At 65.3% G+C, this 13,790-nt stretch carries 13 protein-coding genes; 10 read left to right on the top strand and 3 right to left on the bottom strand.

The features are described 5' to 3' along the window. Complete coding sequence (locus J4E58_RS22095) at positions 1–1,386, bottom strand: nodulation protein NfeD (RefSeq protein WP_087092315.1); 1,386 nt, start codon at positions 1,384–1,386, stop codon at positions 1–3. A gap of 223 nt (positions 1,387–1,609) precedes the next feature. On the opposite strand from J4E58_RS22095, the gene J4E58_RS22090 reads away from it, so the two are divergent. Continuing rightward, positions 1,610–2,071 carry an aminoacyl-tRNA deacylase gene (locus tag J4E58_RS22090; RefSeq protein WP_007932067.1) on the top strand — a complete coding sequence of 154 codons (462 nt, stop codon included), beginning with the start codon at positions 1,610–1,612 and terminating at the stop codon, positions 2,069–2,071. A 137-nt stretch (positions 2,072–2,208) separates the two neighbouring features. Beyond that, on the top strand, positions 2,209–2,454 hold the full coding sequence (locus tag J4E58_RS22085; RefSeq protein WP_007932069.1) for a DUF2789 domain-containing protein: 246 nt from the start codon (positions 2,209–2,211) through the stop codon (positions 2,452–2,454). Between the two features lie 4 nt (positions 2,455–2,458). Here J4E58_RS22085 and J4E58_RS22080 read toward each other — a convergent pair whose 3' ends face one another. Continuing rightward, the gene (locus tag J4E58_RS22080; RefSeq protein ID WP_087092316.1) at positions 2,459–2,743 is read right to left on the bottom strand and encodes a type II toxin-antitoxin system RelE/ParE family toxin; all 285 of its coding nucleotides are present in this window, start codon (positions 2,741–2,743) and stop codon (positions 2,459–2,461) included. Further along, on the bottom strand, positions 2,740–3,018 hold the full coding sequence (locus J4E58_RS22075; protein ID WP_087092317.1) for an antitoxin of toxin-antitoxin stability system: 279 nt from the start codon (positions 3,016–3,018) through the stop codon (positions 2,740–2,742). The genes J4E58_RS22080 and J4E58_RS22075 overlap by 4 nt, the downstream gene beginning before the upstream one ends. 199 nt (positions 3,019–3,217) lie before the next feature. Between J4E58_RS22075 and J4E58_RS22070 the strand changes: the two genes are divergently transcribed. The 8 genes from J4E58_RS22070 (at position 3,218) to pgaA (ending at position 13,786) form a co-directional block, all read left to right on the top strand. Then, entirely contained in the window at positions 3,218–3,646 is a 429-nt protein-coding gene (locus tag J4E58_RS22070; RefSeq protein ID WP_053259193.1) for a MarR family winged helix-turn-helix transcriptional regulator, read from the top strand. Beyond that, on the top strand, positions 3,643–5,727 hold the full coding sequence (locus J4E58_RS22065; protein ID WP_087092318.1) for an FUSC family protein: 2,085 nt from the start codon (positions 3,643–3,645) through the stop codon (positions 5,725–5,727). Before J4E58_RS22070 ends, J4E58_RS22065 begins: the two co-directional genes overlap by 4 nt. After that, positions 5,724–5,933, top strand: coding sequence for a DUF1656 domain-containing protein (locus tag J4E58_RS22060; RefSeq protein WP_007932080.1), 210 nt, complete (start codon positions 5,724–5,726; stop codon positions 5,931–5,933). The genes J4E58_RS22065 and J4E58_RS22060 overlap by 4 nt, the downstream gene beginning before the upstream one ends. Then, on the top strand, positions 5,930–6,826 hold the full coding sequence (locus J4E58_RS22055) for an HlyD family secretion protein (RefSeq protein WP_087092319.1): 897 nt from the start codon (positions 5,930–5,932) through the stop codon (positions 6,824–6,826). Before J4E58_RS22060 ends, J4E58_RS22055 begins: the two co-directional genes overlap by 4 nt. Beyond that, positions 6,823–8,274 (top strand): efflux transporter outer membrane subunit, encoded by a 1,452-nt coding sequence (locus tag J4E58_RS22050; protein ID WP_087092320.1) that lies wholly within the window; start codon positions 6,823–6,825, stop codon positions 8,272–8,274. Before J4E58_RS22055 ends, J4E58_RS22050 begins: the two co-directional genes overlap by 4 nt. Positions 8,275–8,366: 92 nt before the next feature. Next, entirely contained in the window at positions 8,367–9,011 is a 645-nt protein-coding gene (locus J4E58_RS22045) for an NADH:ubiquinone oxidoreductase subunit N (RefSeq protein ID WP_037004411.1), read from the top strand. 476 nt (positions 9,012–9,487) lie between these two features. Next, positions 9,488–10,996: a YdgA family protein gene (locus J4E58_RS22040; RefSeq protein ID WP_087092321.1), complete on the top strand. Its 1,509-nt coding sequence runs from the start codon at positions 9,488–9,490 to the stop codon at positions 10,994–10,996. 312 nt (positions 10,997–11,308) lie between these two features. Further along, a complete protein-coding gene (gene pgaA, locus J4E58_RS22035) occupies positions 11,309–13,786 on the top strand; it encodes a poly-beta-1,6 N-acetyl-D-glucosamine export porin PgaA (RefSeq protein WP_087092322.1) in 2,478 nt (825 codons plus the stop codon). The last annotated feature ends 4 nt before the right edge of the window (positions 13,787–13,790 follow it).

The raw sequence follows: 13,790 nt of genomic DNA, 5'->3' as shown, positions 1-13,790 counted from the left end.
TCATCCTCCTCGCGGCGCGGCCTCGGCCGTCGTCACTTCCAGAAGCAGCCCCTTGCGCGCCACCACCCGTACCTGTTGTCCGGTTTGCAGCGGCGTTGCGCTCAGGACCTGCCAGTGTTCGCCCTGCAACAGCACCCAGCCGTTGTAAGGGTTGCCCGCTTGCACCGCGGTGATCGCCGTGACACTGCCCACCAGCCCCGCGTCGCCGGCCACCTGCTGGCGCTGTCGCGCGCGCAGCGCCATGCTCGCCAGCGTCGCCAGGAGCAGCGCGCTGACCACCGCCAGGCCGACGATGAGCGGCAGGGGAATGCCATAGCCCGGGACATCGGTGTCCATCAGGATCACCGCGCCGACGACAAAGGAGACGATGCCGCCGAAACCGATGACGCCGAAGGTCGGTAGAAAGGCTTCGGCGACCATGAAGGCGATGCCCAGCAGGATCAGGGCCACGCCGGCGTAGTTCACCGGCAGCAGTTGCAAGGCGTACAAACCGAGCAGCAGGCAGATGCCGCCGAGTACGCCGGGCACCGCGGTGCCCGGGTTGACGAACTCGAAGAACAGCCCGTAGATGCCGATCATCATCAGGATCAGCGCCACGCTGGGGTGGGTGATGACCGACAGCAGCTGCGTGCGCCAGTCCGGGTCGTGATGGATCACCGCCGCCCCCAGGGTATGCAGCTGCACCGCCTGGCCGGCGGCGATGAGGAACTTGCCGTCGAGTTGCCTGAGCAGGCCGTTCAGGTCATCGGCGACATAGTCGACCACCTTCAGCTTCAAGGCTTCCTGGGCCGGTAGGCTGACGGCCTCGCGCACAGCCTGTTCCGCCCATTCGGCATTGCGTCCGCGCAATTGCGCCAGGCCACGGATATAGGCTGCGGCGTCGTTGATCTGTTTGTGGCTGAGGGTGTCGGTGTCCGGCTCCGGGTTCTTGTCCGAGCGTGGCGCGGCGGGCGGGTTGCCGCCCGGGTCGGGCTGCCCCGGCATGCCGACCCGCACCGGGGTGGCGGCCCCGAGGTTGGTGCCCGGGGCCATCGCGGCGATGTGGCTGGCATACAGGATGTAGGTGCCGGCGCTGGCGGCGCGGGCGCCGCTGGGGGCGACGTAGCTGGCCACCGGCACCGGGCTGGCGAGGATCGCCTTGATGATCGAGCGCATCGAGGTGTCGAGGCCGCCCGGGGTGTCGATGCCCAGCACCACCAGTTGGGCGTGCTCGTCGGCGGCCTTGTCCAGGCCGCGCACCACGTAGTCGGCGCTGGCGGGGCTGATCACATCGTTGACGGTGAGCACCACCACTGGCTTCACGGCCTGGGCGTGCCCGGTCGGCAGGCCGATCAGCACACCCAGCAGCAGCCCTTTCAGTGTCGCCCGCCACCCACGCTCGTTCATCCGACCCTCCTGGAGAGTCATGTGCCTCGGTTGCCAGCCGTTCGCTGGCCTTGTCCTTGAGTCTAGTAGAGCGTGGGATTGAGCGAATTCTGAGCAGCCTCACGCCCGCGTGCCGTTCGGAAGTTCGTCAGTGGGCGAGGGCGGCGCGGCCTAGACTTTGTGAAGGGAGTGACAGTCGTTAACCCATAGTCCTGCAAAGCCGTTCAGGACACCGAGGTGCATCATGCGTATGGCAAGAACCGTGCAACGCAGCCTGGAACAGGCGCATTGCGATTTTGACGTGGTGGCTCATCCACATTCGTCGAGCAGCCTGGAGACCGCTCGGGTGGCGGGAGTTCCCGCCGAGCGCGTGGCCAAGTCGGTGATCCTCGACGACAGTCACGGCCACTACCTGATGGCCGTGCTGCCGGCCAGCCGTCACCTGGATCTGAGCAAGGTGCGCGGCAGCAACGAATGGCAGATCACCCGGGAAAGCACCCTGGCGCATCTGTTCAACGATTGCGAACGCGGCGCGGTACCGGCCCTGGGTGAATCCTATGGGCTGGACGTGGTGATCGATCCGATGCTGACCCGGCAGAAAGACATCTACCTGGAAGCCGGCAACCACAACAACCTGGTGCATCTGAGCATGGACCAGTACCTGAAAATGGTGCCTCATGCCGAGGTGTGCGAGGTCAGTTACTAGCGCTGTTGGCGTATGTACCCACCTTTCACGAACCAGCTCGCTCCTACAAAAATGCTTGTTTTCTGTAGGAGCAAGCTGGCTCGCGATCGACTGCGCAGCAGTGGTTCAACCAACACCCAACCCGTTCAGGAGCCCCCATGGAATCCCCATCCCACAGCCTGCCCGCCCTGTTCAAGCAACTCGGCCTGCCCGACGACCCCGAGGGCATCGACCGTTTCATCGCCACCCATTCGCCGCTCAAGCCGGAACTGCACCTGGCGGATGCCTTCTTCTGGACCAGCAGCCAGGCGGATTTCCTGCGCAACGAGATCCTCGACGACGCCGACTGGGCGGAAGTGGTGGATCAGCTGGATGTGTTGTTGAGGAAGGGGCGGGGGGCTTGAGGCATCAGGCTTCGGTTGGAGGCCACTGGCGCGCGGTATGCACCAGCGCCAGGATCCACACCGCATCCTGATGGAGTTGATAGACCAGACGGTAGCTTTGATGAGGGATCAGTTCGCGGGTGCCGGCGATCAATCCGGGGCGCCCGGCTTGAGGATGTTGCACCAGTTGCGTAGCCGATTGGCTGAAGCGTATGTCCATGTCCAGCGCCGCCTGCGGATTCAGGTCATGCAGGTAATCCCATATGTCTGCACGGTCCTGTGCGGCTTGCGGCGTCCAGATCACTTTCATTGCTGGGGCGCTACCTGTGCCCTGCGGGCCGCGAAGGTGGCTTCCAGATCATCGTTGGCGATGCCTTTCCCAGCGGTCATGGATGCGCGTGCGGTATCGACCTTCTGTTGCAGAAAGGCCTCGTACTCCCGGGCTTCCCGTTGTTCCTGCACGTACTGACGCATCATTTCTCGGACGATCTGCGATGCGGGGCGATGGCTGGCTTCGGCCTCGGCCATAAACTGATCGCGCAAGTCGGCTTCGAGTTTCATCGTGAAAACGGCGTGTTTGGGCATGGGACAGTTCCTGCAAAAACGTATATACCAAGTATATATATCTTCAGTACCTAAGCCGGTCCAGGTTTTCTCGCGGCGACGATCGGTCGCTAAATTGTTTCAAAACTTGACTGGATTTAACCCCCTCATGCACCATTGATAGTTAGCAAACTAACAGTGTGCGAACCTTCTTTTGCCCGACTCTCTCGAATCACTCCAGATGAATATCAGCAGTGGCATGGTGGTCGCCGCCCGACATTGGCGGCGGATCTGCCAGAGCACGCTGGTCAACTATGGAATCTCCGAAGCCTGCGCCGTGCCCCTGCTGATGATCGGGCGCCTGGGCGAGGGCGTGCGCCAGGTGACGGTGGCGCAGGCGGCGGGGATGGAAAGCCCGTCCCTGGTGCGCCTGCTGGACCAGCTGTGCAGCGCCGGCTACGCCTGCCGTACCGAGGACCCCCACGATCGCCGGGCCAAATGCCTGAGCCTGACTGACACCGGTCGCGAGCTGGTGCAGTCGGTGGAAGCCGAGCTGGTGCGCCTGCGTCGCGAGGTGCTGGAAGGCATCACACCCGCGGACCTTGAGGCGGCGCTGAAGGTGATCCGCGCCTTCGAGTCGGCTGCCCAGCCACCGGCGGTGCCTTCTTGAGCGGATTCTTTACCGGCGTGCCGCCGGCGCGCGACTGGTTCTACGGCGTGCGCACCTTTGCCGCGTCGATGATTGCGCTGTACATCGCCATGCTCATGCAGATGCCGCGTCCATACTGGGCGATGGCCACGGTGTACATCGTCTCCAGCCCGTTCGTCGGGCCCACCAGTTCCAAGGCGCTGTACCGTGCGATCGGCACCTTGCTCGGCGCCTCGGCGGCGGTGCTGTTCGTGCCGATGTTCGTGCAGAGCCCCTATCTGCTGGTGGTGATCATCGCCCTGTGGACCGGGATCCTGCTGTTCCTCTCCCTGCACCTGCGCACCGCCAACAGCTACGCGCTGATGCTGGCTGGCTACAGCCTGCCGCTGATCGCCCTGCCGGTGGTGGATAACCCGCTGGGGGTGTGGGACGTGGCGGAGGCCCGCACCGAGGAGATCTTCCTCGGCATCGTCTGCGCGGCCGTGATCGGCAGTATGTTCTGGCCACGGCGGCTGGCGCCGGTGTTCGTCGATTCGGCGGGCAAATGGTTCGCCGATGCCTCCACCTACAGCCAGCGCTTTCTCAGCCGCAACGTGCAGCCCGAAGAAGTCAGCGCCTTGCGCGCGTCCATGGTCGCCACCTTCAACAGCCTGGAGCTGATGATCGGCCAGTTGCCCCATGAGGGCGCGCGCCCGCAGACCGTGCGCAATACCAAGGAACTGCGCGGACGCATGATCCACCTGCTGCCCGTGGTGGACGCCCTGGACGATGCCCTGTACGCCCTGGAGCGACGTACCCCGGAGCTGGTGGAGCAGTTCGCGCCGCTGCTGGCCCAGGCTGGGCAATGGCTGGAAAGCACCGCCCAGGGCGCCTCGGTCGAGCGCTGGCAGGCCCTGCGCGGCCAGCTCGAAGCGCTGCAACCGGACGCCGAAGCCCTTGACGACCGACGCCAGCTGCTGTTTTCCAACGCCCTGTACCGCCTCGGCGAATGGATCGATTTGTGGCAGGACTGCCGCAGCCTGCAACACGCCATTCAATGCGAAAGCCAGGACATCTGGCGCGCGGTCTATCGCCACTGGCGCCTGGGCCGCCTGACGCCGTTCCTCGACCGCGGGCTGATGCTGTATTCGGTGGCCTCCACTGTCCTGGCGATCATCGTCGCCTCGGTGCTGTGGATCCTCCTGGGCTGGACCGACGGCGGCAGCGCGGTGATCCTCGCGGCGGTGGCCTGCAGCTTCTTCGCCTCGATGGACGACCCGGCGCCGCAGATCTACCGGTTCTTCTTCTGGACCGCGATGTCGGTGCTGTTCGCCAGCCTCTACCTGTTCCTGATCCTGCCCAACCTGCACGATTTCCCGATGCTGGTGCTGGCCTTCGCCGTGCCGTTCATCTGCGTCGGCACCCTCACGGTGCAGCCGCGCTTTTACCTGGGCATGCTGCTGACCATCGTCAACACCTCGTCCTTCATCAGCATCCAGGGCGCCTACGACGCCGACTTCCTGAGCTTCGCCAACTCCAACCTGGCCGGGCCCATGGGCCTGCTGTTCGCCTTTGTCTGGACCCTGGTCGCCCGGCCGTTCGGCTCGGAACTGGCGGCCAAGCGCATGACCCGCTTCAGCTGGCAGGACATCGTCGGCATGACCGAGCCCGCCAACCTGGCCGAACACCGCCATCTGGGGGTGCAGATGCTCGACCGCCTGATGCAGCACCTGCCGCGCCTGGCCATGACCGGCCAGGACACCGGCGGCGCCCTGCGCGAAGTGCGTGTCGGCCTGAACCTGCTGGACCTGCTGGCCTATGCGCCGCGGGCCCAGGGCAACGCGCAGGTGCTGTTGCGCCAGGTGGTGGCCGAGGTCGGCGCCTACTTCAAGGCCTGCCTCAAGGCCGGCGAACGCCTGCCGGCGCCGAGCGGCCTGCTGATGACCCTGGACCGCGCCCGTCGCACCCTGGATGCCCACAGCCAGGACGACCGCGAAACCCGTTTGCACCTGCTACATGCCCTCAGCGGCCTGCGCCTGGCCCTGCTGCCCGGTGTGGAGTTCGTCGGCGGTGGCGAGCTTGAGGAACCGCTGCCCCATGGCATCGATGGAGCGCCTTTATGATCGGTGACCTGGATATCAGCGGGGTGTTCCTGCCCACGCTGCTGGTGCTGATGGGCCTTACCTATGGCTTGTACCTGGTGGTCCACGGGTTGCTGACACGTCTGCATTTTTATCGCCTGGTCTGGCACCGGGCTTTGTTCAACGTTGGTCTGTACGCTTTGCTGCTCGGCGCCGTGGACTCACTCAGTCGATACCTGATGACATGAAAAAACCTTTATTGACCATTGGCCGCGTGGTCCTGACGTTGCTGGTGGTGAGCTTCGCGGTCGTGGTGGTCTGGCGCATGGTGATGTACTACATGTTCGCGCCCTGGACCCGGGACGGGCATATCCGTGCCGACATCGTGCAGATCGCCCCGGACGTCTCCGGGCTGATCCAGCAGGTGCAGGTGCGCGACAACCAGCTGGTCAAGCGCGGCCAGGTGTTGTTCAGCATCGACCAGGACCGTTTCAGCCTGGCCCTGCGCCAGGCCAAGGCGTCCCTGGCCGACCGTCAGGAAACCCTGGCCCAGGCCCAGCGCGAGGCCAGGCGTAACCTCGGCCTGGGCAACCTGGTGCCGCGCGAGCAGCTCGAAGAAAGCCAGTCCCGCGTGGCCCGTGCCCAGTCGGCCCTGGCCGAGGCCCAGGTGGCGGTGGACAGCGCCCAGCTGAACCTTGACCGTTCGGTGATCCGCAGCCCGGTGGACGGCTACGTCAACGACCGCGCGCCACGCACCCAGGAATTCGTCACCGCCGGGCGCCCGGTGTTGTCGGTGGTGGACAGCAATTCCTTCCATATCGACGGTTATTTCGAGGAAACCAAGCTCGACGGCATTCATATCGGCCAGGGCGTCGATATCCGCGTGGTCGGCGATCGCGCGCGGCTGCGCGGGCATGTCGAAAGCATCGTCGCCGGCATCGAGGACCGCGACCGCAGCAGCGGCTCCAACCTGCTGCCCAACGTCAACCCGGCCTTCAGCTGGGTGCGCCTGGCCCAGCGGATTCCGGTGCGCATTGCCTTCGACGAGGTGCCGGAAGACTTCCGCATGATCGCCGGGCGCACCGCCACCGTGTCGATCATCGACGATCAGGCGCCAATCCGCTCGGAGCCGGCGCAATGAACAGCGCCCTGCGTGTGGCCACGGCCGGGCTCGGCTTTTTGCTGCTGTCAGCCTGCCAGATGGTCGGCCCGGACTATCACCTGCCGGACGACGCGGCGCTGCATCGCGGCGATTTGCAGGGCGAGTTGGCCGGATCGAGCGACAAGGTGGTCTCGGCGCCGGTCCCGGCGGACTGGTGGCGCTTGTACCAGGACCCGCGCCTGGACCAACTGGTGCAGCAGGCCATGGCCTCCAACACCGACCTGCGGGTCGCGGCGGCCAACCTGGCGCGGGCCCGCGCCCAGGTCGACGAGGCCCAGGCGGCCGGCGGCTGGAGCGGCGGGGTCAAGGCCGGGGTCGAGCGTCTGCAGGAGTCCGGCGAAGCCTTCCTGCTGCCGGAGAAAGTGCCGGTGGCTAACGTCGGCAACCTGTCCGTCAGCACCTCTTATCAGTTCGACCTGTTCGGCACCCTGCAGCGCGGCATCGAGGCGGCCCAGGCCAACGCCGATGCCACCCAGGCGGCGGCCGATACCGCGCGCATCACCCTGGTGGCCGACGTGGTGCGGGCTTACACCCAGGTTTGCGCGGCCAACGAAGAGCGCGAGATCGCCGAGCACTCCCTGGACCTGCAGGCCCAGAGCACCGCGCTGATCCAGCGCCTGCGCGACGCCGGGCGTGGCGACGAAACCCAGGTCACCCGTTCCCAGACCCAGTTCAAGTCCCTGCGCGCCGAACTGCCGCGCTATGAGGCGGCGCGCCAGGCCGGCCTGTTCCGCTTGTCGATGCTCCTGGCCAAGCCGCTGAACCAGTTGCCGGCCGGCACCGACAGCTGCGCCGAGCTGCCGCACATTGCGCAATTGTTGCCGGTGGGTGACGGCGCGACCCTGCTCAAGCGCCGCCCCGACGTGCGCCAGGCCGAACGTCGCCTGGCCGCGGCCACCGCCGATATCGGCGTCGCCACCGGTGCGCTGTACCCGGACATCAGCATTGGCGCGACCGTCGGCACCGTGGGCATCGTCGACAACCTCGGCAAACCCTCCACCAACCGTTGGGGCTTCGGCCCGCTGATCAGCTGGACGGTACCGGCCAACGGCGCCCGCGAACGTATTCATGAGGCCGAAGCCGCCAGCCAGGGCGCCCTGGCGCATTTCGACGGGGTGGTGCTCAACGCCATCCGCGAAACCCAGACCGGCCTGGCCCAATACAGTGCCCAGTTGCAACGTCGCGAGGCCCTGGCCGAGGCCGAGCAGTCGGCGCGCCAGGCCGCCGACCAGACCCATCGCTTCTTCCAGGCCGGCCGCGAGTCGTTCCTCGCCGACTTGCAGGCGACCCGCACCTATACCGACGTACGGGCCCAGTTGGCCGCGGCCAACACCCAGGTGGCGATGAGTCAGATCGACCTGTTCCTGGCCCTGGGCGGTGGCTGGGAAAGCGGACGAACGCAAGCCTCGAACCCCGCCAAACCCTGAGGCCGTTGCTATGCTTTGAACAGTTGGCTGAGCACCTTGCGTCCAGTGCTCGGCCAGCGGTCAGGCACGTGATGGTCATGGGGATTCCAATAATGAAAAACCCTTATGCTCTCGGCTTCTGGTGCGCCATCGTCGCACTGGTGCTGCTTTCTGCGACTTATTTCTACGGTGTCATGCTGGCGCACCAGATCGACAAGGCCATGATCTTTCTCGACAGCGCCAGCGCGCTGATTGCGGTGAGCGCTATCGTTTTCGTGGCCTGGACGTCGTTCCAGACCCAGAAAATCAAGAAAAGGCAGCTGGAGCAGGGCAAGACCCTGGTCGCGATCTGGGACACCAAAGTCGCCCTGCGCCGGGTCGAGACGGTATTCGACCGTTACTTCTGGGGCAGTTATTGGCAGCCGGGGCGAACCTTTCAGGAAGTCATGGGCGAGTTGACCGGCACCCCCCTGGAAAAAAGCCTCGAAGCCCTGAAAAAACAGTGCGTATTACTGGATAAACAGGCCGCTGACGGTCGCCACTGGCTGAACAATGCCCGCGAACTGTCCGATGTCGCCGCCGCCATGGCCCGCGAACGCTATCAACTGGATTTCTGCGACCCGCGTTCGGAAACCCCGGGCGGCGCGGTGATCAACCGCGATTTCGAAGTGCTGGTCTACACCTGGACCGCGCGCCTGAAAAGCTTCGATCACCAGCTCGACGCGCTGGAGGTCGAATACTCCGAACACGCCACGTAGCCATGTAGCCATGTAGCCGCTGCCGAGCCCGCGAGGCTGCGACCGGTTGCAGAGCAACCGCAAACCCTGAATCCGCGATCTGCCTGAAGAAACGCACCGTCTGGCCCAGCGACGGCTGCGCCGCCGATCGCAGGCTGCGCCAGCGACTACAGGAACGCGGCGTCTACGTAGCCGCTGCCGAGCCCGCGAGGCTGCGATCGGTTGCGCAGCAATCGTAAACCCTGAATCCGCGATCTGCCTGAAGAAACGCACCGTCCGGCCCAGCGACGGCTGCGCCGTCGATCGCAGGCTGCGCCAGCGGCTACAGGCTGTGTTTTCAGCGTCCCCCTGTTCACGACTTTTCACATGGAAAGGTTGGGCCGCCTGGCCTGGCCGGTGCTAATCTTCGGCAGTTTTACGCACAGTCGAGCCACAACCCGTGCCGGGTTCAGGGAAGACGACCACACATTTCAACAACGGATCGATCGGGTCAAATAATGAATAAATCAGCAGGCGTACTGTTAGGAATCGTCGTCGCGGTGGGCGCTATCAGTGCCGGCGGCGCCTGGTATACCGGGACCAAGCTGGAAGGGGTGCTGCAAACCTCTATCGCCGACGCCAACAAGGAACTCCAGGCCGCCATGGTCGGTTCCAACGGTACCGCCAGCCTGGAGCTGGTATCGCTGGAGCGCAACCTGTTCAGCAGCACCGCGCGCTACCGCCTCAAGGGCCAGGGCGAGATGTTCGGCGACAGCGCCGAGGGCGTCGAGCTGGTGTTCGTCGACCGCATCGAACACGGCCCGCTGCCGTTCTCGCGCCTGATGACCCTGAAATGGCTGCCGGTCATGGCCACCAGTCACTACGAGCTGGAAAAGAACGCCCTGACCGAGAAATGGTTCGCCGCCACCAAGGATGTTTCCCCGCTCAAGGGCGTGGTCAACCTGGGTTACGACCGTTCCGCCACCGGCAACCTGGAGTTGCTGCCGCTGGAGACGGCCCTGGACGACAAGTCGACCCTCAAGTTCTCCGGCCTGAAGCTGGACCTCTCGACCAGCGCCCAAGCGCAGAAGGTCAAGGCCGAAGGCTACATGGACAGCCTCAAGCTCAACAGCGTCGCCGAAGACCAGACGCCGGTGCAGGTCGAGCTCAACGGCCTGACCCTGGCCAGCAACCTGACCAAGAGCAACTATGGCTTCTACGTCGGAGACAACACCCTGGAGCTGACCAGCACCAAGGCCACGTTCGGCGAGAAACAGTCGGTGCTCAGCTTCAAGAATTCGCAGATCAAGAGCGCCACCGACGAGAAGGGCGCCCACCTGGCCGGCCGTGCCGACTACAAGATCGGCGAAGTCGCCCTCAACGGCAAAGCCGTCGGTTCGGCGCAAATGACCTGGAGCATGAAGAACCTCGACATCGCCTCCGGCATGTCGCTGATGCAGGTCTACCAGAACAAGCTGCAACCCTACGAAGACGCCGTCGCCGCGGCCGAAGCCGCCGGGGAGCCAGCGCCCGAGCTGAACCTGAGCGAGGCCGAGCAGGCCCAGGTCAAGGCTGACCTGGACAAGCTGCTGGCCGCCCAGCCGCATATCGCCCTGGAAAACCTCTCGTTCAAGACCACCAATGGCGAAAGCCGCCTGAGCCTGGTGGTGGACCTGAACAAGCCGCAATCCATGGAGCTGCCGCCGGCCGAACTGAGCAAGCAACTGCTCACCCAGCTGGACCTGAACCTGCTGCTGTCCAAGCCGATGATCGCCGACATGGCATCGGTGCAGGCGCAGCTGGACGGCGTGACCGACGCCAAGGCGATCGCCGACCAGGGCAGCATGGCCGCCGACATGGTCAGCGGCATGGCGCTGGGCACCCAGCTGGCCAAGCTGGAAGGCAACGACATCGTCTCCAAGCTGCGTTATGCCAACAACGAAGTGGACTTCAACGGCCAGAAAATGACCCCTGAGCAGTTCGTCGGTTTTGTCATGAGCAAACTGGGACCGGTCACCATCCAGTAACAATCCCGACCTCTCCCGGGGTCGCTCGACCCGTCAACGCCCGGCCTTCGCATATGCGGATGGCCGGGCGTTTTGCTGTCGGCGGCCTGCGCAGGACTCCGGCGCAGCTGCCCCGAGCATCGCTGCAAGCCGCTGCGTTCGCGGGCTCTGGCAAAAAACGAATCTGAATAAATATTGCGTTTCAATATCTGAACTAACCTTGCGTGGAACACTGGTCCTGAAGCTAGCCGAATCATTGATTCGGTTTCCTGATACCTGTCAGGCAGGGGAGTAGCAAAAGACTCCGGCTAGCCATGTAAGGATGCTGACGAAATGCCGCTGATTGTTCCTCCTCCGCGTCTGTACGGTTTGCGCCCGCTGTTTTGTCTGGCGCTATGCAGCCAATTGCTGTGGCCGACGCTGGTCTTCGCCGACCCGGTGTACGACCAACTGGTGCTCGAAGCCCGCGCCGGGACTTATGCCCCCGCGCTGACCCATCTGCGCCAGGTGCCCGCCGACCAATTGACCGCCGGCCTGGTCAGCGACCATTTGCAGATCGCCAGCTGGGCGGGCCTCGATGCCGAGGTGGTGGATGTCTATGAAACCCAGGCCCGTGGCCGGGTGCTGCCGACCCAGGCCCTGACCGCCACCGCTCGCGCCTATCGCAACCTCAAGCGCTGGGACGACGCGATCCGGCTTTACCGCCAGGCCCTGGAGCGCGAGCCGCAGAACCCCGACCTGCAACTGGGCCTGGCCCTGACCCAGGCCGACGCCGGCCAGCCGGCGGAGGCCGTGCGCCGTGCCCGCGAGCTGGTGGCGGCCAAGCCGGACGATGCCACCCGCCGTCTGGCCCTGGGGTATGCCCTGACCCGCGCCGCTCAACCCTATGACGCCCTGTTCGAGTTCGACCAGGCGTTCGTCCGCGCCGGCGACAAGCCGCAAGTGCTCCGCGAATACGTGCTGGCCCTGCAGCGCGCGCGCTTGCCGGAGCCGGCGCTGCGCCTGGCCCGCCAGCATCCCGGGCTGCTCGACCCGGTATCGCTGCGGCGCCTGGAAGGCGACGTGGCCGCCGAGCGCGTGCGCCTGACCGAACTGGCGACCCGTAGCGAGAAGGAACGCTATGTCATCGCCGATCGCGCCCTGGCCGATTACGACCGGTTGATCGCGGCCTGGGCCTCGGACCCGGCCGCCAGGGACGACGTGACCCGCTGGCGCATCGACCGCCTGGGCGCGCTCAAGGCCCGCGCCCGCACCGCCGAGGTCATCGACGAGTACCACAAGCTCACCGCCGAAGGCGTGACCATCCCCACCTATGCCTTGCGCTGGGTCGCGTCCTCGCACCTGGACCAGCGCAAGCCGGAAATCGCCAGCGATCTCTACCGCCAGGTGCTGGCGGCGCCCGATGCCGACGTCAGCGACCGCGTCGACGACAACACCGCGCTGTATTACGCGTTGCTGGAAAGCGACCGCCCGGAAGAAGCGCAACAGATTGCCGACGAGTTGGCCAGGAATCAGAAACCCCGGGTCGAGCTCAAGGGCCTGCCAGTGGGCAACCCCAACGACGAATGGATGGACGCCCAGCAACTGGCCGCGCAGTCCGGCACCTACAGCGCCGACCTGGCGGGCAGCGAACAGCGCCTGGCCAACCTGGTGGAGCAGGCGCCGGGCAACCTCGGCCTGCGCCTGTCCGAGGCCAACCTGTACCTGGCCCGCAAATGGCCGCGCCGCGCCGAGGGCCTGCTCAAGGAAACCGAGGCCCAGGCACCGCGGGACATCGGCCTGGAAGTCGCCCAGGGCCATACCGCGCAGGATCTGCAGGAGTGGCGCCAGCTCGATGCGCTGACCGACGACGTGGTGCAGCGCTTCCCTGAAAACCGTCAGGTGCAGCGCCTGGCCCGCCAGCGCCAAGTGCACGACATGGCCGAGCTGCGGGTCGAGACCTATGGCGGCAAGAGCTACGGCGGCGGCAACAGCGGCGCCGGCGCGGTTTCCGGGAGCAAGGATTTCGGCATCGAGACGGTGCTCTACAGCCCGCCGATCAATGAAGACTGGCGCCTGTTCGGCGGCCTCGGCTATGCCACCGGCGACTTCCAGGAAGGCACCGGGCACCACCGCTGGCAGCGGGTCGGCGTAGAGCGCCGGACCCGCGATATGACCCTGGAAGCGGAAGTCTCCAACCACTCCTATGGTTTTGGCGACAAGCAGGGTGCGCGCCTGGCCATCGCCCGCGACATCGACGACCACTGGCAGTACGGCGGTAGCCTGGAATACCTGTCGGCCAATACCCCGCTGCGGGCGCTCAACAGCGATATCTACGCCAATGGCGGCAGCGCGTTCCTGCGCTGGCGGGCCAACGAGAGCCGCGAATGGCGGCTGGCCCTGAGCCCCTCGCACTTCAGCGACGGCAACAACCGTTTCGAAGCCCTGCTCACCGGTCGCGAGGGGGTCTACGCCACGCCTCACGTACAGGTCGACCTGGGCCTGGAGGTCGGCAGCAGCCACAACACCAAGGAAGACACGCCGTACTTCAACCCCAAGGCGGACCTCACGGTGCTGCCGACGGTGAACATCAATCACGTCCTCTACCAGCGCTACGAAACCGTCTGGAGCCAGCAGTTCCAGGTGGGCGCCGGTACCTATAGCCAGCGCGATCACTCCACCGGGGGAATCGGCCTGCTCAGCTATGGCCAGCGCGTGATCTGGAACGACGTGTTCGAGGCCGGCGCCAACCTGAGCGTGATCAACCGGCCGTACGACGGCGATCGGGAAACCGATCTGCGTTTGCTTCTCGACCTTACCTACCGCTTCTAGAAGA

The organism is Pseudomonas sp. FW305-25, assembly GCF_017351415.1.
In the GTDB taxonomy this organism is placed as follows: Bacteria; Pseudomonadota; Gammaproteobacteria; order Pseudomonadales; family Pseudomonadaceae; genus Aquipseudomonas; species Aquipseudomonas chlororaphis.
Note: the sequence above shows the minus strand (reverse complement) of the source record. Positions and strands in the feature narration are given on the sequence as shown.

Excerpts from the sequence above, each read along its gene's own strand:
- J4E58_RS22055 (WP_087092319.1), top strand. The coding sequence starts at position 5,930 with ATGAAAAAACCTTTATTGACCATTGGCCGCGTGGTCCTGACGTTGCTG.
- J4E58_RS22085 (WP_007932069.1), top strand. The coding sequence starts at position 2,209 with ATGGAATCCCCATCCCACAGCCTGCCCGCCCTGTTCAAGCAACTCGGC.
- J4E58_RS22040 (WP_087092321.1), top strand. The coding sequence starts at position 9,488 with ATGAATAAATCAGCAGGCGTACTGTTAGGAATCGTCGTCGCGGTGGGC.
- J4E58_RS22050 (WP_087092320.1), top strand. The coding sequence starts at position 6,823 with ATGAACAGCGCCCTGCGTGTGGCCACGGCCGGGCTCGGCTTTTTGCTG.
- J4E58_RS22060 (WP_007932080.1), top strand. The coding sequence starts at position 5,724 with ATGATCGGTGACCTGGATATCAGCGGGGTGTTCCTGCCCACGCTGCTG.
- J4E58_RS22095 (WP_087092315.1), bottom strand. The coding sequence starts at position 1,386 with ATGAACGAGCGTGGGTGGCGGGCGACACTGAAAGGGCTGCTGCTGGGT.
- J4E58_RS22075 (WP_087092317.1), bottom strand. The coding sequence starts at position 3,018 with ATGCCCAAACACGCCGTTTTCACGATGAAACTCGAAGCCGACTTGCGC.
- J4E58_RS22070 (WP_053259193.1), top strand. The coding sequence starts at position 3,218 with ATGAATATCAGCAGTGGCATGGTGGTCGCCGCCCGACATTGGCGGCGG.
- pgaA (WP_087092322.1), top strand. The coding sequence starts at position 11,309 with ATGCCGCTGATTGTTCCTCCTCCGCGTCTGTACGGTTTGCGCCCGCTG.
- J4E58_RS22045 (WP_037004411.1), top strand. The coding sequence starts at position 8,367 with ATGAAAAACCCTTATGCTCTCGGCTTCTGGTGCGCCATCGTCGCACTG.
- J4E58_RS22090 (WP_007932067.1), top strand. The coding sequence starts at position 1,610 with ATGCGTATGGCAAGAACCGTGCAACGCAGCCTGGAACAGGCGCATTGC.
- J4E58_RS22080 (WP_087092316.1), bottom strand. The coding sequence starts at position 2,743 with ATGAAAGTGATCTGGACGCCGCAAGCCGCACAGGACCGTGCAGACATA.